Annotated in this window: 19 protein-coding genes; 17 read left to right on the top strand and 2 right to left on the bottom strand. The window is 44.6% G+C overall.

All coding sequences use genetic code 11. The features are described from left to right. Nucleotides 1-129: 129 nt before the first annotated feature. Nucleotides 130-1,293: a phosphate ABC transporter substrate-binding protein PstS gene (gene pstS, locus ACS8FC_RS01605; RefSeq protein WP_439295675.1), complete on the bottom strand. Its 1,164-nt coding sequence runs from the start codon at nt 1,291-1,293 to the stop codon at nt 130-132. 521 nt (nt 1,294-1,814) lie between these two features. Here pstS and ACS8FC_RS01600 point away from each other — a divergent pair. The 17 genes from ACS8FC_RS01600 to ACS8FC_RS01520 all read left to right on the top strand — a co-directional run bounded on the left by ACS8FC_RS01600 (nt 1,815) and on the right by ACS8FC_RS01520 (nt 17,818). Then, on the top strand, nt 1,815-2,486 hold the full coding sequence (locus ACS8FC_RS01600) for a 2Fe-2S iron-sulfur cluster-binding protein (RefSeq protein ID WP_439261738.1): 672 nt from the start codon (nt 1,815-1,817) through the stop codon (nt 2,484-2,486). Then, nucleotides 2,483-3,475, top strand: coding sequence for an FAD binding domain-containing protein (locus ACS8FC_RS01595; protein WP_439295674.1), 993 nt, complete (start codon nt 2,483-2,485; stop codon nt 3,473-3,475). Before ACS8FC_RS01600 ends, ACS8FC_RS01595 begins: the two co-directional genes overlap by 4 nt. A 2-nt stretch (nt 3,476-3,477) precedes the next feature. Continuing rightward, nucleotides 3,478-5,973 (top strand): molybdopterin cofactor-binding domain-containing protein, encoded by a 2,496-nt coding sequence (locus ACS8FC_RS01590; protein WP_439295673.1) that lies wholly within the window; start codon nt 3,478-3,480, stop codon nt 5,971-5,973. A gap of 122 nt (nt 5,974-6,095) precedes the next feature. Next, nucleotides 6,096-7,433: an XdhC family protein gene (locus tag ACS8FC_RS01585; RefSeq protein ID WP_439261735.1), complete on the top strand. Its 1,338-nt coding sequence runs from the start codon at nt 6,096-6,098 to the stop codon at nt 7,431-7,433. After that, nucleotides 7,430-8,161 carry an NTP transferase domain-containing protein gene (locus ACS8FC_RS01580; RefSeq protein ID WP_439261734.1) on the top strand — a complete coding sequence of 244 codons (732 nt, stop codon included), beginning with the start codon at nt 7,430-7,432 and terminating at the stop codon, nt 8,159-8,161. The genes ACS8FC_RS01585 and ACS8FC_RS01580 overlap by 4 nt, the downstream gene beginning before the upstream one ends. A gap of 68 nt (nt 8,162-8,229) precedes the next feature. Continuing rightward, the gene (locus tag ACS8FC_RS01575; RefSeq protein ID WP_439261733.1) at nt 8,230-9,525 is read left to right on the top strand and encodes a molybdopterin molybdotransferase MoeA; all 1,296 of its coding nucleotides are present in this window, start codon (nt 8,230-8,232) and stop codon (nt 9,523-9,525) included. A 123-nt stretch (nt 9,526-9,648) separates the two neighbouring features. Further along, complete coding sequence (gene moaA / locus ACS8FC_RS01570) at nt 9,649-10,764, top strand: GTP 3',8-cyclase MoaA (RefSeq protein ID WP_439295672.1); 1,116 nt, start codon at nt 9,649-9,651, stop codon at nt 10,762-10,764. A 66-nt stretch (nt 10,765-10,830) separates the two neighbouring features. After that, the gene (moaB, locus tag ACS8FC_RS01565) at nt 10,831-11,361 is read left to right on the top strand and encodes a molybdenum cofactor biosynthesis protein B (protein WP_439261731.1); all 531 of its coding nucleotides are present in this window, start codon (nt 10,831-10,833) and stop codon (nt 11,359-11,361) included. Nucleotides 11,362-11,385: 24 nt separating this feature from the next. After that, nucleotides 11,386-12,156 carry a molybdenum cofactor guanylyltransferase gene (gene mobA / locus ACS8FC_RS01560; RefSeq protein ID WP_439295671.1) on the top strand — a complete coding sequence of 257 codons (771 nt, stop codon included), beginning with the start codon at nt 11,386-11,388 and terminating at the stop codon, nt 12,154-12,156. 18 nt (nt 12,157-12,174) lie between these two features. Next, nucleotides 12,175-12,696 (top strand): cyclic pyranopterin monophosphate synthase MoaC, encoded by a 522-nt coding sequence (gene moaC, locus ACS8FC_RS01555; protein ID WP_439295670.1) that lies wholly within the window; start codon nt 12,175-12,177, stop codon nt 12,694-12,696. An 88-nt stretch (nt 12,697-12,784) separates the two neighbouring features. Continuing rightward, entirely contained in the window at nt 12,785-13,093 is a 309-nt protein-coding gene (locus ACS8FC_RS01550) for a MoaD/ThiS family protein (RefSeq protein ID WP_439295669.1), read from the top strand. 52 nt (nt 13,094-13,145) lie between these two features. Then, a complete protein-coding gene (locus tag ACS8FC_RS01545) occupies nt 13,146-13,637 on the top strand; it encodes a molybdenum cofactor biosynthesis protein MoaE (RefSeq protein WP_439261727.1) in 492 nt (163 codons plus the stop codon). A 31-nt stretch (nt 13,638-13,668) separates the two neighbouring features. After that, nucleotides 13,669-14,496, top strand: a complete 828-nt coding sequence (gene modA / locus ACS8FC_RS01540) for a molybdate ABC transporter substrate-binding protein (protein WP_439295668.1) — start codon at nt 13,669-13,671, stop codon at nt 14,494-14,496. A 50-nt stretch (nt 14,497-14,546) separates the two neighbouring features. After that, nucleotides 14,547-15,245, top strand: coding sequence for a molybdate ABC transporter permease subunit (gene modB, locus ACS8FC_RS01535; protein WP_439295667.1), 699 nt, complete (start codon nt 14,547-14,549; stop codon nt 15,243-15,245). A 194-nt stretch (nt 15,246-15,439) separates the two neighbouring features. Beyond that, nucleotides 15,440-16,303, top strand: a complete 864-nt coding sequence (locus ACS8FC_RS01530; RefSeq protein WP_439261724.1) for a universal stress protein — start codon at nt 15,440-15,442, stop codon at nt 16,301-16,303. 60 nt (nt 16,304-16,363) lie between these two features. After that, nucleotides 16,364-17,455 (top strand): NAD(P)-dependent alcohol dehydrogenase, encoded by a 1,092-nt coding sequence (locus tag ACS8FC_RS01525; protein ID WP_439295666.1) that lies wholly within the window; start codon nt 16,364-16,366, stop codon nt 17,453-17,455. A 75-nt stretch (nt 17,456-17,530) separates the two neighbouring features. Further along, nucleotides 17,531-17,818 (top strand): DUF4031 domain-containing protein, encoded by a 288-nt coding sequence (locus tag ACS8FC_RS01520; RefSeq protein ID WP_439295665.1) that lies wholly within the window; start codon nt 17,531-17,533, stop codon nt 17,816-17,818. Between the two features lie 84 nt (nt 17,819-17,902). On the opposite strand, the gene ACS8FC_RS01515 is transcribed toward ACS8FC_RS01520, so the two are convergent. Continuing rightward, a complete protein-coding gene (locus ACS8FC_RS01515) occupies nt 17,903-18,421 on the bottom strand; it encodes a DUF302 domain-containing protein (RefSeq protein WP_439295664.1) in 519 nt (172 codons plus the stop codon). Nucleotides 18,422-18,566 lie beyond the last annotated feature (145 nt).

Raw genomic sequence — 18,566 nt, 5'->3', positions numbered from 1 at the left:
AATCAGTAGCGCTACTAACGGTAATTAATAACGCTACTTTTAAATTTGTTGTGATAAAACCTTTCAAACAACTACCGGAGAATAGCTGTTTGAAAGGGTGACTCGAGAATCATTACTGGTTTTTAAATACTATTGAGCTGGTTTGTAGACGGGTTGACCATCGCTGCCTTTGACTTCATTCCACTGCGCTTTAAAGAGCGCAACAGCGGTATCAGAAAACGGCACATAATCAAGGGCTAAGGCATCTTCATCGCCTTGAGCGTAAGCCCAGTCGAAGAAGTTTAAGACGCCAGCCACTTGCTGCGGATTTTCTGGCTGCTTATGTACCAAGATAAAGGTCGCCGCTGCGATTGGCCATGCTTGCTCAGTCTCAGAGTTGGTGATGACTTTATAAAAGCCTGCTTGCTGTGACCAGTCGATATCACCTGCCGCTGCAAAGGTCTCAGCAGATGGCTGCACGAAGTTGCCAGCCGCATTTTTTAGTGCAGTATGTGACATGTTATTTTGCTTGGCGTAAGCGTACTCGACGTAGCCGATAGAATTTTTCATACGATTGACGTAACTTGAAACCCCTTCGTTACCTTTACCACCTGCACCAGTCGCAGAGGTCGGCCATTTGACGGTTTTATCGACACCAACGCTGTCTTTCCAGTCAGTTGAAACCTTGGCCAGATAATCGGTAAAGTTAAAGGTCGTACCTGAACCATCTGAGCGGAATACGGTGGTAATAGCAGCATCAGGCAGGGTTAAGTCTGGGTTTAGGTTAGTAATAGCAGGGTCGTTCCAGTTGCTAATCTTACCCAAGTAGATGTCCGCTAACGTTGCGCCGTCCAATTTCAGCTGACCTGGCTCTATGCCATTGATGTTGACAATCGGTACGACGCCACCGATGACGGTCGGAAACTGAATAAGTCCTGCTGCGTCCAACTCTTCAGGGGTCATCGGTGCATCGGAAGCGCCAAAGTCTACAGTTTTTGCTTCGATTTGTTTGATACCACCAGAGGAGCCAATTGATTGGTAGTTCACCTGACCGCCAGTCGCGGCATTATAGTCATAAGACCATTTGGCATAGATAGGTTGCGGGAACGAAGCGCCTGCACCGGTGATGTTCATGGCGATGTTTTCAGCAGATTTAAAATCAGTTGCTGTAGTAGACGCTGTATTAGTGGTGGTTTCAGCCGCTGTTACAGCGCTACTGCTATCAGTAGCCGACTCTGTAGTATCAGTCGATTTATTACAAGCGGTGAGTAATAAGGTACAACTAACGGCGACTGCTAATAACGAATAACGCATGTAAGACTCCTAAAGTTTGACAACAAAGCAAATTTGATAAAAAGCAAAAATAACTGTTTGGAAGATGTGTCGTAGTTTGCCAAGCTTTCATGACAGTTTGATGACAATGGGAAATTTATCTTATTAGCAGTGAAATTTTAGATTGGTCGTTATAAATTAATGACTATATAAAATGGTTATATAAGAGGTTGAATTAAACCAGTTGTAAGTTGGAGTTTTAATTCTGTATGCGCAAATGAGAAATAGGCAGATTTGCCTGAGCGTTAACACTTTTTGCCTATCTACTACAAAAAAACAATATCGTAAGTTTCGCTGAGCATATTAATGTATAGATTGTTTCGATTGTATTTTTCTATATTAATGATGACATTAGCGCATATTAAAGGCATAAAAACGGTCTGTAGTAGCGTCAAAGCTAAATGTCCAATACGTCTTAATATTAAATAATCAATACTAAATAACTAGATGGATGGATAAAAAATCATCCGCAAATTCTTATCATCTGCCAGCGAGAAGCCAGCATGTCTACTTTGACGTTAACGATTAATAAGCAGGATTATCAGCTTGATAATCTCGATCCGCGCACGACATTGCTCGATGTCTGCCGCCAACATTTACAAATCACTGGACCCAAAAAAGGCTGTGACCACGGTCAATGCGGTGCTTGTACGATGCTCATCAATGGTGAGCGTATTAATTCCTGTTTGACCTTAGCCGTGATGCACGACGGTGATGAAATCACGACAATCGAAGGCATTGGTATGCCCGAATCGTTATCAGCCTTGCAACAAGCATTTAAAGATCACGATGCTTTTCAGTGTGGGTATTGTACCCCGGGGCAAATTTGTTCAGCGACTGCCTTAATAGAAGAGGTCAAGCAAAATTGGCCAAGCTATGTGACGACAGATCTCAAAAACCCTAATGGGCTATTAGTCCAAGAGATCGCTGAGCGCATGAGTGGCAATATTTGTCGCTGTTCTGCTTATCCCAACATCGTTGATGCCATCTCACAAGTGCTTGAAAGCGAAGTGTCAGGTAAGCGGGCTTCTTCTAGTGAAAAGACGAATACAAGTTCGCTGCAAGACTCGGCCGTAACAGGTATTTGGTCACCGCCGCCCAGTCAGTCCCAACTTGGTAACCAATCAGTAAACCATAATAAAACTGCCAGTAGCACAGCAGGAGGCCGCTCATGAAACGCTTTGAATATATCCGTGCCCTCGAACCGCAGCAAGCGGTAATGTTTGCTACTCCTAAAGAGGCCTCATTTATCGCAGGCGGTACCAATTTGCTCGATCTGATGAAGTTTGAGATTGAAACGCCAACCAAACTGGTTGATGTGACACGCTTAGAGCTTGAACAGATTGAAGACACTGCTGATGGCGGTCTACGTATTGGGACTTTAGTGAGCAATAGTGATTTGGCCGCGCATCCTAGTGTGATTGCCAATTATCCAGTATTGTCTCGCGCCATATTAGCTGGTGCAACTGGTCAGCTGCGCAATAAAGCGACGACTGGCGGTAACTTCCTGCAGCGTACGCGCTGCTACTACTTTTATCATACCGATAGCCCTTGTAATAAGCGTGAACCGGGCACTGGCTGTCCTGCAATTGATGGTGAGAACCGCTCTTTGGCTATTTTGGGTACCAGCGAATCTTGTATTGCTCAGCACCCATCCGATATGGCGGTCGCTATGCGTCTGCTTGATGCAACGATTGAGACTGCCAAAACCGATGGCTCGACTCGGCAGATTCCGGTAAAAGACTTTTATTGTCTGCCAAAAGATACCCCCCATATCGAAAACGTTTTAGAGTCCGGTGAGCTTATTACGCATGTTGTGCTGCCAGCACCTATTAAAGGTATGCACACTTATGACAAAGTGCGTGACCGCGCCTCTTACGCTTTTGCGCTTGTATCCTGTGCAGCTGTGATAGACGCTGATGATAATGGTAATTTGGCGACAGTACGCTTAGCATTTGGCGGAATTGGTACTCAGCCATGGCGCAATGAGGACGTGGAAGATCTATTGACGGATACGCAGGGCGACGATGACACTATCAATCAGGCAGCAGATCTGTTGTTAAAAGATGCCAAAGGTAGCGGTCAAAACGATTTTAAAATACCACTAACACGCCGTTTGCTAAAACAAGTCATTAAGCGTGCACTAGCGGGCGAGGGAGCATAATCATGTCATTATTAGATTCAGTATTACCGTCAGAGCCTACCAATAAAGAAAAAATGAATGAGCCTGTTGAAACGTTATTTGACAAAACAGCAAGTAATTTGGTGGGTAAACCGATTAACCGCGTCGAGGGCTCGTTAAAGGTTAGCGGTCAAGCTCATTATTCGGCAGAGATTCAACTAGACAATAAAGTGTATGGTGTCTTGGTGGGCTCAACCGTTGCTAAAGGAAAAGTCGAAAAGATCGATAACGACTCGATTGCACATATTCCAGGTATTATTAAAGTCGTTACTGATCCTAAGCGCTTCTTACGTAATGCACAGCAAGGCGGTGAGACCGAAGCACCGACTCAGGGCGTAAGCGAGGTTTTTTATCATGGTGAGCCCATCGCTGTTGTTGTCGCTGAAACTTTTGAAGCGGCGACCGAAGGCGCCAAGGCCCTTAAAGTCACTTATAAAGACGAAACCGATCAAGCGGCTTTGGATTTTACTAAAGAGCTACCTAACGCCCACGAGGTAAATGAGAAAAAAGGCTCGGATAAGAATGCCAAGCACGGAGATCCAGAGCAAGGCCTTGCGGATTCGGCGGTAACCCTCGATAGTATGTACCATACCCCAAGTCAAAATAGCGCTGCAATGGAACCGCACGTTACTTTGGCACATTGGGAAGATGACAAGCTTGTCTTATATACTTCAAACCAGATGATCGCCTCTTGTAAGCAGCAAGTAATGGACGCATTAGATTTGAATAAAGATCAAGTCGAGCTGATCTCCTATTATGTGGGCGGCGGTTTTGGCAGTAAGCTTGGTATTGCACCAGAATCTATTGCTGCCGCTATTGCTTCTAAAGAAGTCGGTCGTCCAGTACTGATTACTATGACGCGCCCGCAAGTGATGGAAGCGACGGTAAGACGCTCAAATACCCGTCAGCGTATCGCTATCGGTTGTAATGAAGAGGGTATTATTAATACCTTTATTCACGATACCACGACCAGCAATTTGCCAGGCGAGGCGTTCTTTGAACCAACAGCGTTATCCACTCACTTTTTGTATCGCGGAGAGAATCGCCGCGTCAGCTATCAGATGGTAGATATGAATCACGTATTATCAGGCTCTATGCGTGCTCCTGGTGAAGCGGTAGGTATGATCGCTGTTGAATGTGCGATGGATGAGCTGGCGAACAAGCTTGAGATCGACCCTATTGAGCTGCGCCGCCGTAACGAACCTGAAGAAGACCCTAGTGAAGAGATTCCGTTCTCCACGCGTCAGCTGGTCGCCTGTATGGAAAAAGGCGCTGAAGCATTTGGTTGGGACGAGCATAACCCCAAACCTGCCAGCCGACTAGAAGGCGACTGGTGGATAGGTACCGGTATGTCTGGCACTTCTCGTGGCAACACGTTACAACCTTCTGAAGCGCGGGCGATACTACAAGTCGATGACTCAAAAGAGCTTGGCGTCAAAGCCATTATCGAAACGGATATGACAGATATTGGGACAGGCTCTTACACCGTATTTACTCAAGTCGCAGCCGACTTATTAGGTCTGCCTATCGATCATATTGAGATGAAGCTTGGCGATAGCGCACTACCACCAGCGTCGGGTTCGGGTGGCAGCTTCGGTGCCGCTAGCGCCGGTAGTGGTGTCTATTTAGCTTGTGAGCAGCTACGCACCATGTTAGCCAAAAAGGTAGGTCTACATGCCGATACGATTCGTATAGATAACGGTCAAATCAAAAAATCAGGTGAGCACGAGCCTAGTAAAGTAGAAGTAGCCATTGATGCAGGTAAAGAAAAAGTCACAGAGCTGGTTGATGAAAAATTGGCTAATAAAGTCTCAGGCTTGATGGATAAAGCCGTAGATTTGATGGATATAGCGTCAGAGAAAACGGGTATACCGCTGCCAGAATCGGCATCAAATCTGAAAACAGCAACCGAGCAATATGATTTTGATGATAATCAGTCTTATGCACTAGCCGATATCATCGCTGAGTTTGACGAGCAAGAAATCAGCGCCAAAGGCCAGATCAAGCCGGGCAAAAATGGCAAAAATCTTCGCCAAGCCTCGTTTGGGGCCAACTTCGCTGAAGTCGCGGTACATAAAGTCACCGGTGAGATTCGCGTCAAGCGTATGACTGGCGTGTATGCAGCGGGCCGTATTCTCAACCATAAGCTTGCAACTTCACAGTGTTACGGCGGTATGATATTTGGCATTGGTTCCGCTTTGATGGAGGAGGTCATTCATGACAAGCACGATGGCCGCTTATGTAACCATGACCTTGCCGAGTACCATGTGCCGGTCAACGCGGACGTACCGCAGTTGGATGTGATTTTGTTAGAAGAAGATGACCCTTATACCAACCCTATGCATATTAAAGGGATTGGAGAAACCTCCATTTCAGGATCGGCGGCAGCTATTGCGAATGCTATCTATAATGCGGTCGGTGTGCGTGTTTATGATTTTCCAATTACGCTTGATAAGCTGCTTGCTGAAATGCCAGAGTAAGGGCTGTTGATAGATTTTTATCAAAACCTATCATTTTCACCTCAAGAACCCGCTTTAGATATTGGCTAAAGCGGGTTATTCTTTCTTCAAAATGATTATTTCTTTAATATAAGAAGCATATTATGAATCAAATTGCTGACATTCTTAGACTGGCAGACGAGGCTCAACAGCAAAAAATCGATGCCGTACTCGCAACGGTCGTCCGTACTGAAGGCTCAGCATATCGCCGGGCTGGCGCCATGATGCTCATCCTTGAAGATGGGCGTTCAGTGGGGATGATCAGTGGCGGCTGCCTTGAGCCGCATATTATCAAGCGCGGGTTTTGGCTCACTCGTCACGGCGCATGCGTGCAAGCTTACCAAACCGGCGACGATATTGGCTATACTGAGGATGGCAGGGCTAAACCTGACATTGAGCTGACGCAAAACGATGTGAGCGACGATCCACATGACGATTTATATCATGAGATGGACGAATTAAATTTTGGTCTAGGTTGTAATGGGCGCATACACATACTGTTTGAGCGACTAACGTCGGCTACGGCTTTATTAGATATCGTTCGGCAAGTGCGTGCAACTCAGCAGCCAAAAAAAATTGCAACCCTCATTCGTTTTGCTAATCATCAAGATTCAAGCTCTAAACTTAAAATCAGTATGCGTCTTGATTTGGATAATTATACCGAGTCGGGACAAATCACGACTATTGGCACTGATAACAGCGGTATCAATAGCGAGTCAAATCAAGCTGGCGCTAACACCTCAAATACGATTGCGGATACGGTTGAAAAATTAGCACAACATGCACTTATCGATAAAAATGCCGAGTATATTGTTGTAAAAGATGATGAACATGATAACAATGATGAAAATGACGACAACGCTAACTTAGTAACCGAGTGGCTCGTACAAAGTATACAGCCACAAATCCGCTTGCTGATTTGCGGGGCAGGTGACGATGTGTCAGCGCTGGTCACCATGGCAAAGCTGCAAGATTGGCACGTCACCGTTGTAGACAGTAGGTCAGGATATGCAACTCGCTCACGTTTTTTTCAGGCAGATAGGGTGATGCAGTTGCCGCTTGATGCGACGGACAAGCTACTGGCGCTCAGCGAAAATGCGGCAGTGGCGCTTATGTCACATAGTTTGTCGCAAGACCGTATTCGCCTTGCAACCTTACTAGAGCATGCTCATCATTATAAGTACCTTGGCCAATTGGGGCCACGCTATCGTACTGAGCGTTTGATTAATGAAATTAGCGTGACCAAAGCTGATCCTAGCGTTTTAAATGCAGGGATTAATAAACTGCATTATCCAATCGGCTATAAGCTAGGCGGCGATGGACCCGAAGCCTTAGCACTTAGTATCATGGCACAGATTAATGCAGTCATGCATGGACAAACGCCATCAGCTCAATGTGTAGATTTGGCCAATAGTGATGTAACTATGATGAGCCACGCATGATGACGCAAAATCATACCGTTATTGTTTTGGCAAGTGGTCTCAGTCAGCGCCTTGGTCAAGCAAAGCAGCTACTTCATAAAAATGGTGAGCCATTGATCGGCTACATGATTAAGCTAGCATTAGCGACTCAGCCACAAGCTATTGTCGTGGTTATTCCTAGTGATCATTCATTAATAGCAGATGTGGTGGCTAAGCTGGCAGCACAGTATGCCGCCATTCATACGGTTATGAATACAGCTCCCAAAACTGGTATGGCGCACAGTTTGTATTTGGGTATCGAGGCATTACGCAATGATATTGACTGCGATGATCTTTTAGTCAGTCGCGTATTAATCATGGGCATTGATCAAGTATTGCTTGATAAGTCGCATCTAATCGCGTTGATGACAGGCGCGCAGGATGTGGTTGCTAGTAGATATAGTAGTTTGAACAATTGGAGCGACGAGCAGGACTTGAGCGAGAAAACTGCGTTTCATGAGACAACCACCAATCAAATAACCACTAGTGATCCTCTTAGAAATGATATCGTTGGCCTGCCTCTAAAAATCGATTATGAGCTACTGACACAATGGCAAGCCTTGCTGACAGGGGATAAGGGACTACGGCACTTAATTAGAGGGCTGGCGTCTCACCAAATAAGTAGCGTAAATAATCATCAGCTCAGTTATGATATTGACACGCCAAGCCAACTTGCTCATGCTAGAGCACGAAGATGGATTGATGGTTGAGTTAAGAGGGTTCTTACGTCGCAATCCTTTCATCTTACAAATAACGTGAATAAAAAGAGTAGACCTTTATGATTACTATGGAAGAATTGCAGTCAGCGATAAAGCTGCGCGTAGACAATTACAATAATAACGACTTTACGCGTCAACAAAGAGTCATTGATACTTGCAAGCTACTAGATAGCCAAAATCAAATATTAGCGCAAGATATAAGCTCACCTTTTGATATACCAAGACAAGACCTGTCAGCGATGGATGGCTATGCAATTGCGCAAGGCAGTGCGCTATCAAAAGACAGTACTGTCAAAATAGTCGGCGAATCGCAAGCGGGCAGCGCTTATACAGGTCAGCTTGTAGCGGGACAGGGTGTACGCATTTTTACTGGGGCAGTCGTGCCAAGTGACTGTGATACGGTTATCATGCAAGAGAATACCAATTTTGCAGAAATAAAAGACACGCTTGATAAATCAAAGCCTTATGCTATTACGCTATCGCAAACTGCTGAGATCGATAGCAATATTCGCCGCCAGGGTGAAGAGATTGAGTCAGGTGAAGCGGTACTAAAAACAGGCAAACGCATTAATCCTGCTGATATTAGCTTGCTGGCAAACTTAGGGGTCGGTGAAGTAAGCGTCTTTGAGCCGCTTATCGTTGGGTTGCTGGCAACCGGCGACGAGCTTGTCGCTGTAGGTGATGAGCTGACAAGCCTTGCACAAATATATAATTCCAATACCCCAACCCTCAAAAGCTTGCTCGCAGACTTACCGATTACGATTCGCGACTACGGCATCATTGCTGATGATTTAGGCAAGACGACTGCGGCTGTCAACGAAGCCATGCAAGACTGTGATGTGCTGATCTCAACCGCTGGCGTGTCGGTGGGAGATTATGATTTTCTAACCACCGTCATTGAGCAGTTAGGGCAAATTAACCATTATAAGGTGGCGATGAAGCCTGGCAAGCCCTTTGTGTTTGGCGAATTAAATAAAGACCTTGATAAACCTGTATTATATTTTGGCTTGCCTGGCAATCCATTATCTACGGTTGTCGGAGCGCTGCAGTTTGTGATACCAGCACTATGGCAGATGTCAGGTGCTGGTTTGTCAGAGCAACCTATTCAACTGAACGTCAAAGCGATATTGATGAATGATGTGAAAAAATCAGTCGGTCGCAAAGACTTTCAGCGCGGTGTAGTGTCGCAAAATGCAGCAGGCAGCTATCAAGTTAAGTGCTTTTTAAGTCAGCAATCACACAGAATCAAACAGCTGAGCCATGCCAATTGCTTTATTGTATTAGATAAGGATAGCGGCGATGTGGCAGCGGACAGTACCGTGACCGTACAGCCTTTTCCTTGGCTACATAGTTGATTAAGCGCTTGCCAATTTACTATAAGATGACTACAAGAAAAACCAAAATAAACGCTACAATAGGTTGATAAATCCGAATAGAAAAGTAATGCTGATAACCAGCAATACTAATGGCAGTAAATTATGAATGATGACAATACTAAAATAGGTAATGCTCAGATAGGCAGTGCTCAGATGTATTCGCCTACCTCAGCACATACTACGTTTGATAATTATAGAGCGTCATCTGTAACTGCACCTGCTGCTAGTACGATTGATGCCCATCAGCCTTTAACTGACGGTTTCTCTCGTCGCCTGACCTATCTGCGTCTGTCTATTACTGACTTTTGTAATTTTCGCTGTGAATACTGCCTACCAAATGGTTATCAAGGCAAGCGTCCTGATGATGAATTGAGTGTGCCTGAGATTGCGACACTCATTCGCGGGTTTGCGCAAGTTGGCACCAAAAAGGTAAGAATCACAGGCGGCGAGCCCTCTATTCGCCGTGATGTAGTCGAGATTATTAACACCATTAAACAGACACCGGGCATTGAGACTGTCGCCATGACCAGTAATGGTTATAAGCTTGGTAAACACTTGGCCAATTGGCAAGCAGCTGGCCTAAATCAATTAAATATCAGCATGGACAGCTTTGATGCCGACACCTTTCATCAGATGACTGGCTTTAATACCTTACCGCAACTGCTTACTGATATGGATACCTTATTAGAAACTACCGATATCAAGCTTAAAATAAACAGTGTTTTGATGGCAGAGACTGCTTTTGAGAACTTGATGGACGCCATTGACTATGTCAAAGACAGACCCGTCACTTACCGATTTATTGAATTTATGCAAACCAGTGATAACAGTGATCTGTTCTTTGCTCAGCATGCCCATTCCGATACCATCATCGATTATCTGACTGAGCATGGCTGGCAGCCACACGTAAGAGGTAGTAGCGATGGCCCAGCAGTAGAGTATAGTCATCCAGACTATGTGGGTCGCATCGGTATGATTGCGCCTTATGCTGCGCATTTTTGTGATACCTGCAACCGCCTGAGAGTCAGTAGCCAAGGCAAGGTGCATCTGTGCTTGTTTGATCAAGGCAACTACGATATTCGTCAGCATCTGCAAACAGGGGATATACAAGGTTTGGTTGAGACTTTGCACAGCTTTATGCCGATCAAACCTGAACACCATCATTTGCATGAGTCTAATAGCGGCATTATGCACAACTTATCGATTATTGGTGGTTAGCATGACTGTACTCTAATCATAAAAACTATATTTAAATTATAAAAACTGTATTTTTGAGGAATCCCTATGAGCAAACCTGCTACCAAGTTTACCCCACTTAATATTGCCGTATTGACCGTTTCTGATAGTCGGACGCTGGCAGAAGATACGTCAGGCCAGTATTTAGCAGATAGCTTAACCGACGCAGGTCATCATTTGGCAGATCGCAAGCTGATTACCGATGATATCTATCAGATACGAGCGGTGATTAGTGGCTGGATTGCTGATCCAAACGTCCACGCGGTCATTACCACGGGCGGTACAGGGTTTTTTATTAGAGACAGTATGCCAGAGGCAGTAAATGTATTGTTTGATAAATCTATCGACGGCTTTGGCGAGATGTTTCGTCTGATCTCAAAAGATGAGATTGGCATGTCAACGGTACAGTCGCGCGCGGTTGCAGGCATGGCAAACGGCACGGGTATCTTTTGTTTGCCAGGCTCATCAGGCGCGTGCCGTACAGGCTGGGAGAACATCCTCAAAGAGCAGTTTGATAGCCGTACGCGACCGTGCAATTTTGTACCGCATTTTATGGCACAAAACCCAAGCCACGACTGAGGTGATAACAAGCAAAGTGTGGCTATGATAAATACTATAGATGGTTCAAATGGTTTTAACTGCTTAGACAGTTTGGCTGGTATTGTTATTTTAGCAGGCGGTGCCTCTAAACGGATGGGCACACCCAAAGCTGAACTCGTTCTGCCGACAGGTGAGCGTCTGCTTGATTACCATGTACGGCATGCGCTGGATTTAGCTCAAGCTCATACTGGCAATCATAAAAAGCTGCCTATTATGATTGCTGATAATGGGCGCGGCTTTAACATTGATTCAGTTTTAAGTGACAATGAGCCACAATCTCCAATTATTCATATTGCTGATTATGGTGCTATCAATAGTAAAAAGCAGAAGAGTGACGGTCAGATTGTTACAGGCGGGGCATTGGTCGCTATCGAGTCGGCTCTGCAAACTGTGATAAAGACTCAGCCATCAGATGCTTTAACGGAAAACCAGTCATCATGGCTGTTGGTAATTAGCTGTGATAGTCTGATACCTGCTACAGAGTTATGGCAAAAGTTGCAGTCTGTAGCGACTCAAATAAACAAAAATCAAGAAGCTGATAAAAAGGTGATTTGCTTAACCGATAATAGCCATTTGTATCCATTATTAGGGCTTTATCAGTTGAGTATTGAACCTGATTTAAAGGCTTATATTGATAATGGCGGACGGCGCGTGATGGCCTTTCTTCAGCCGATGGCGCAAGCGGTGCCTTTAGCAAGCAACTGGCAGCATTTGACCAACTTTAATACGCCAGCAGAGTTTGCTCGCGTCTGCGGCTCGTTAAGCAATCTATAAATATTAGAGAAACTAACAATGAATAACAACGCCCAAGCAGACAATCAAACTACTGCTACCCAATCCACTTTATCGCATTTAGACAGCGATGGTGATATTACTATGGTCGATGTCAGTGGTAAAACTGCCACAACACGAGAGGCCAATGCGGCGGGACAAGTGCGATTTCCGAGCGAGATTTATGAGCAGATCAAAGCCGCTGATGGTATGACCAAAAAAGGTAGCATCACTCAGACCGCGCATATTGCAGGCATCATGGCGGCCAAGCGCACCCACGATCTGATTCCGCTGTGTCATCCGCTGCCACTAGATAAGATTGGTTTAACCTTTGAGTACGATGATACCTGCAATAGCATAACCGTCAGCGGTACTGTTAAAGTCACGCATAAAACGGGTGTCGAGATGGAAGCCTTGACAGCGGTGAGTATTGCTTGTTTGACCATCTATGATATGACCAAAGCACTATCGCATGATATCGTTATCGATAACGTACATTTGCTAAAAAAAACGGGTGGCAAATCAGATTATAGTCATGCTTAGGGTTATAAGACTTCTTTTAAAACAGTTTTTTTAAGACAGTAAGGCATTGAACACAAAGCCAAGTAGCTTGTAAAGAATGGAGAGTGTGATGAACACTATCGAACCAAAAATCGTTGAGCCAGAAACTAAAACAGCAACCAACGTTGATACCGCTATGGATATCAATGTTTTATACTTTGCTAGCCTCGCCGATGAAGCTGGGCGCCAGCAAGAGACCGTCAGCGTGGTGCAGTCAACCTCATTGAGCGAGCTATACGATCAGCTGCGTCAAAAGCACGGATTTAGTCGTCCGCAAGCTGAGCTGCGGGTCGCCGTTAATGATTACTTCGCTAAGTGGACAGAACAAATCCATGATGGCGATAGCGTGGTGTTTATCACCCCAGTGGCTGGTGGTTAAATAAGTATTTGTTAGCGGCTATATAGCTAAAAACATTAAGTAGAGAGAAACGATGACAGACAACGTCCATAGCCATTCAATGACCATCAAACGCAGCGTTGATGAAGTATACACAATTGCTGAACGCGATGGCTTTGCCTTATTAGATATTGCCATAGATGAAGACCGGCTTAAAAGCACCCTTGATGATGACGGCTGCGGTGCATTTGTCTGCTTTGAAGGTCGCGTGCGCAATCATAATAATGCCACCAGTGTGGATCGTCTCACATATTATGGTTATGAAGATTTGGCAATCAATCAAGGCCGTGCCATTATCGAAGAGGCCAAACAGCGTTTTGAAATTACCCATGCTATTGCTATTCATCGTATCGGCGCATTAGAGATTGGTGATGTAGCAGTATGGGTTGGGGTGGTTTCTGCCCATCGTTATCCGGCGTTTGACGCTTGCCGCTGGATACTTGACACCATTAAGGCTGATATTCCTGTATGGAAGCAAGAGTATTATGAAGATGACTCTTCTAAATGGTTAAGTAATAATGGTTAAGTAATGATAGCTAACTGATAATGGTCAAGTAATGATGGTTAAGATAGCGGCTTTAGTTGGGGCAATATTGATGCTTAATGCCTGTACGCAAGAGAGTACGGTCAGTGAAGCATCTGCTGCTGACACTGAGCAAGCTCAAACGCTGCGTATCGCTGCTGCTGCCAATTTGTCTGACGTACTGCCTAAGATTATAGCAGGCTATAAAAAAGACAATAACCTACCCGTGCAAAATATCTATGACATAGATGTCACTTATGCGTCCTCTGGCAAGTTATACGCGCAGATTATAGCAGGCGCGCCTTATGATATATTTTTATCGGCCAATCAAGAATTTCCTGCCAAGCTTGCTGATACAAGCGCGCAAGGCGTAATGTTTCATGAACCTTTTACTTATGCGCAAGGCCAACTGGCATTATATAGCGTAACCAAACCTTTGGCTGAGCGCAGCCCTACAGCGCTGACCGAGCGCCTGATGAGTGATACTAAGGCCAAAATCGCCATTGCTAGTCCCAAGCTTGCCCCTTATGGCGCATCGGCAAAGTCTTATCTGCAATCGCAGAAATTGTATGACACTTTAGAGCAGCAAAAACGCTTAATACAAGCAGAGAATATCGGTCAGGCCTTTCAATACGCGCATACGGGCCATGTCGATTATGGCTTTGTGGCGCAATCACAACTCTCTGCTATCAACGCCAAACCTGAGCAATTTATTACTTTAGCACCAGCGTCTTATCCTGCTATTTTACAAGATGGTATCGTCATTGGTGACTCTGCTATGGCGACAGACTTTAGTGATTATCTGCTATCGACTGCGGGGCAACAGTATTTTTTACAAGCAGGATATTTAACCGCTCAATAACGATTGGTGGGATAGAATACACCTTTACTAATATGATGAGCAACGGCGTTATGATAGACCCATCCTTTATGTCCGACATGCTCAGTCCATTCTTAGTCAGTCTTAAGCTGGCTGCTATCACTACCTTGTGTTTATTACTCTTTGCCACACCTGTGGCATATTGGCTTGCCAAACCAAGTCGTGGACACTTCGTGGCACGTGTCAAAGTGGTAATGATGGGCGTTATTGCCATGCCGCTGGTACTGCCGCCGACCGTTATTGGTTTTTATTTATTATTACTACTTAGTCCCAGCACGGGTATCGGTCATTATCTTAATGAGCTTGGGGTTAGTCCTTTAATTTTTACCTTTGAAGGTCTGGTCGTCGGCTCCCTCATTTATTCCCTGCCATTTTATATCCAGCCTGTCTATGCTCAGTTTTTACGTATTCCCAAAAGCGTGATGGACATGGCAAGCTTGTTAGAGCCCAGCCGTCTTAAGCGCTTTATGAGAATGGCACTACCACAAGCCAAGGTCGGTATCATTTTGGGTAGTCTTATCAGCTTTGCCCATACCATTGGCGAGTTTGGTGTGGTACTGATGATCGGTGGCAGTATTTCAGGTGAGACCAAAGTGGTGTCGATTGCGATATATGAACAAGTCGAGGCACTCAACTATGAAGCGGCGCACATGATGTCAGGCGTTCTTATCATCATAGGGATGATTATGGTGGCGCTCATTGCGAGCGTGAACAAATTAAATCAGCGCTGATCTGTACAAGTCGTAAAAGTACATCTTGAAACGGTTATCCAATGTGAGAGGTGATATGCTAAATAGTATGATCATCGCCTAAGTTTTCAATTTTTAAGTTTTTAAGTTGCTGTATATCAACAATCGCAGGCGTAGATCGACAAGTCGAGCTGCACAAAAAGGTGGCAGCCATCGTTAAAAATTAAGGATGAATCATGAAAACAGAACAGCACATTTTAGCCTGTATTGATGGCTCAGCGGTTACTAAGTCGGTTTGTGATTATGCAGCATGGTATGCCAGTAGGTTAGGGTTGCCGGTTGGGCTGCTCCATGTCAGCGATGTTCCGGCGTCGACCAGACGCGACTTATCAGGAGCGATAGGAATCAATAGTCGCGAATTTTTGCTAGAAGAGTTAACAGAATTAGATGAAAAAAGAGCCAAGGTTGTCAATAGTTATACTAATGCATTGACACAGGATGCAAAAAGCTATTTGCAAAGTAGCTTTAAGGAAGTGGACGTCCATATTTATCAACGCCGCGGTAAACTGTTACCTGCCATTGAGCATTTTAAAGAAGAAAATCGTGCCATCGTTATGGGGCGTCGCGGTGAAGATCATAAGAACAGCCGCATCAACATCGGTAGCCAAATCGAAACCGTTGCACGAGCATCAAGTATACCTGTTTTAATTTGCTCAGAAGAATTTGAAGCGCCTAAGTCCTACATGGTCGCATTTGATGGTAGTAAAACGGCTATCAAAGCCACACAGATGGTAGCAAAGAGCGATCTGTTGCGAGGATTAAAAGGTTATATCGTGATGGTAGGTAATGACAAAGAAGCCACCAAAAAGAGCCTTACTGATGCTGTAGATCATCTAACGTCAGCGGGCTTTGAGGTAGAGGCGCATCATCTGCCTGAGCTTGATGCAGTTGATGGATTATTGTCGTTTCAGATAGATAATGGTGTCGATATTATTGTAGTCGGTGCTTACGGTCATTCTAAATTGCAGCGCTTGTTTCTTGGTAGCACTACTACAGAAATCATCGCCAGCACAGTGTCGCCAGTAATTTTAGTGCGCTAAAACAGCGAAATAACCTTTTATAAACGACATTTAATTTTGCTAGTAAACAAGGTGGATATAATGGATATTAAAGCAGCAGTCACTCAAAACCAAGGCGCGGCTTTTGAATTAGAGACTGTACAGCTTGCCACGCCTGAGATTGATGAGATACGAGTAAAAGTCATTGCGACAGGCGTTTGTCATACTGATGTGGTCGCGCGTGATATGGGCATCGCGCCATTTCCTATCGTACTGGGTCATGAAGGGTCTGGGATAGTGGATGCTGTCGGCGCAGGGGTAACTGATTTGCAAGTCGGTGATCCTGTAGTGCTATCGTTTGCGCACTGCGGTAATTGCGGGCATTGCCTGACGGGTCATCCAACCGTTTGCGACACTTTTAATGAGCTGAACTTTGGCGGTGCCATGGACGATGGCACCCGTAGGCTTGCGCAAAACGGAGAGACGCTGGCGACTTTTTTTGGACAATCTTCATTTGCCACTTATGCGATAGCCAAGTCTAGAAACGCCGTAAAAGTCGATCCAGAAGTCGATTTAGCGCTACTTGGACCGTTAGGATGTGGTATTCAGACTGGTGCAGGAACAGTGTTAAATCGCTTGATGCCAGAGTTTGGTTCTAGCATCGTGATTTATGGCGCTGGCGCCGTTGGCCTCAGTGCAGTGATGGCAGCTAAGATTGTTGGCTGTCAGCATATCATCGCCGTTGATGTGCACGATAGTCGTCTTGAGCTGGCAAAAAAGCTTGGCGCGACCCATACTCTAAATGGTGAAAACGTTGATGTCGTAACAGAAGTCAAAAAGATAACGGATGGTGGCAGTCACTATGCGGTAGAGACCACAGGCGTCCCTATAGTAGTCAAGCAATCATTAAATGCCTTGCGTCCTTTGGGGACAGTGGCAATCGTTGGTATTACACCAGAGATGAATATCGATGTCCATAATGATTTGATGGCTGAAGGTAAGAGCATGATCGGCGTCATTGAAGGTGACTCTATTCCGCGCGTATTTATCCCGCAGCTGATTGCTTACTTTAAAACGGGTCAATTCCCATTTGATAAGCTGGTTAAATTTTACGATTTTGAGGACATCACCCAAGCGTTTGAAGATTCGGCAAGTGGCATTACCATTAAGCCGATTCTGAGAGTAGGATCATAAGCAAAACGCAAAGTTAAATTGGTTTTTCATCATCCTAAAAGTAGTTTATTTTTTAAATTTCAAAGGTACATATTAATGGCGATATACGTGGATTTTATGCAAATAGAATTTAAAGGCTATAAATGGTGCCATATGCTGGCCGATACCCTACAAGAGCTGCATGAGTTTGCCGAATTGATTGAAGTAGATGCGCGCCTATTTCACCGTAATGCCAGCTATCCGCACTATGATGTAACAGTACAGATGCGAGAGACAGCGATTAAGTATGGTGCTATACCTGCTAATAGAAGAAAAATTATCGAGTGCGCTAAGAAATTAAAAGTAGAGTTACATGAGCAAATAGCACAATCTGAGAACTCCTAATAAGTTAATTTTCTAAAAACATAAAAAAGGTGGGTTATGCTTTTGCATCCCACCTTTTTGTTTGTTCAGATTTTCATTTATATTTTACTTTGCAATAGCGGCTTTACTAACGCCATCAAGGGCTTTTGCAATATTCGCTAATTGGGTATCACAACCTTTTATATTATGACGCTCTTTTAGGTATTCTGGATTGTTGTACGACAACCAGACCTTTTTATCAGCATCTTCACTGATGAGGATTTTTTGTGGCAAATCGATAGCGACGCTTTGCTCGCAATTCATCAACGGCGTACCCGCTTTTGGATTACCAAACATAATGACTTGCGTCGGTCTTAATGTTAAATCGACACCTTGCGCATTTTTCTGATGATCGACGCGCGCAAATACTTTCATACCTTTGCTTTCGATAATCGCCGCCAGCTTTTCAGCGGTATCTTGAACAGAATGATTACTTTGCATCGTCACCAAACCCTTATCAGCATTGATAGCAGTCATTGTTTCTGGCGTCGATTGCACCTTATCTGGCGCGTTTAAAATATTTTCAACACTGGCGCAAGAGGATACGGCCACAGTTAGGGCAGCGATAGAGATAATTTTAAGCATAAAAATTCCTTTTTTATTGTGGTTGTTTATTCAGTGAGTGATGGCTGACAACATCGAATATTCATTGTGAACCATAATACTGTGCTTCATAACATTGTGCTTCATAGTATTGTGCGTAATAAACTGCGCATAGTAAAGGGTCGCA

Source organism: Psychrobacter sp. 1Y4 (assembly GCF_051847555.1).
The sequence above is the reverse complement of the archived record's forward strand: the minus strand, read 5'-3'. Positions and strand labels throughout refer to the sequence as shown.

What these genes read in the sequence shown, in the direction of transcription:
- pstS (WP_439295675.1), bottom strand. Translation starts at nt 1,293, where the DNA reads ATGCGTTATTCGTTATTAGCAGTCGCCGTTAGTTGTACCTTATTACTC.
- ACS8FC_RS01600 (WP_439261738.1), top strand. Translation starts at nt 1,815, where the DNA reads ATGTCTACTTTGACGTTAACGATTAATAAGCAGGATTATCAGCTTGAT.
- ACS8FC_RS01595 (WP_439295674.1), top strand. Translation starts at nt 2,483, where the DNA reads ATGAAACGCTTTGAATATATCCGTGCCCTCGAACCGCAGCAAGCGGTA.
- ACS8FC_RS01590 (WP_439295673.1), top strand. Translation starts at nt 3,478, where the DNA reads ATGTCATTATTAGATTCAGTATTACCGTCAGAGCCTACCAATAAAGAA.
- ACS8FC_RS01585 (WP_439261735.1), top strand. Translation starts at nt 6,096, where the DNA reads ATGAATCAAATTGCTGACATTCTTAGACTGGCAGACGAGGCTCAACAG.
- ACS8FC_RS01580 (WP_439261734.1), top strand. Translation starts at nt 7,430, where the DNA reads ATGATGACGCAAAATCATACCGTTATTGTTTTGGCAAGTGGTCTCAGT.
- ACS8FC_RS01575 (WP_439261733.1), top strand. Translation starts at nt 8,230, where the DNA reads ATGATTACTATGGAAGAATTGCAGTCAGCGATAAAGCTGCGCGTAGAC.
- moaA (WP_439295672.1), top strand. Translation starts at nt 9,649, where the DNA reads ATGAATGATGACAATACTAAAATAGGTAATGCTCAGATAGGCAGTGCT.
- moaB (WP_439261731.1), top strand. Translation starts at nt 10,831, where the DNA reads ATGAGCAAACCTGCTACCAAGTTTACCCCACTTAATATTGCCGTATTG.
- mobA (WP_439295671.1), top strand. Translation starts at nt 11,386, where the DNA reads ATGATAAATACTATAGATGGTTCAAATGGTTTTAACTGCTTAGACAGT.
- moaC (WP_439295670.1), top strand. Translation starts at nt 12,175, where the DNA reads ATGAATAACAACGCCCAAGCAGACAATCAAACTACTGCTACCCAATCC.
- ACS8FC_RS01550 (WP_439295669.1), top strand. Translation starts at nt 12,785, where the DNA reads ATGAACACTATCGAACCAAAAATCGTTGAGCCAGAAACTAAAACAGCA.
- ACS8FC_RS01545 (WP_439261727.1), top strand. Translation starts at nt 13,146, where the DNA reads ATGACAGACAACGTCCATAGCCATTCAATGACCATCAAACGCAGCGTT.
- modA (WP_439295668.1), top strand. Translation starts at nt 13,669, where the DNA reads ATGATGGTTAAGATAGCGGCTTTAGTTGGGGCAATATTGATGCTTAAT.
- modB (WP_439295667.1), top strand. Translation starts at nt 14,547, where the DNA reads ATGATAGACCCATCCTTTATGTCCGACATGCTCAGTCCATTCTTAGTC.
- ACS8FC_RS01530 (WP_439261724.1), top strand. Translation starts at nt 15,440, where the DNA reads ATGAAAACAGAACAGCACATTTTAGCCTGTATTGATGGCTCAGCGGTT.
- ACS8FC_RS01525 (WP_439295666.1), top strand. Translation starts at nt 16,364, where the DNA reads ATGGATATTAAAGCAGCAGTCACTCAAAACCAAGGCGCGGCTTTTGAA.
- ACS8FC_RS01520 (WP_439295665.1), top strand. Translation starts at nt 17,531, where the DNA reads ATGGCGATATACGTGGATTTTATGCAAATAGAATTTAAAGGCTATAAA.
- ACS8FC_RS01515 (WP_439295664.1), bottom strand. Translation starts at nt 18,421, where the DNA reads ATGCTTAAAATTATCTCTATCGCTGCCCTAACTGTGGCCGTATCCTCT.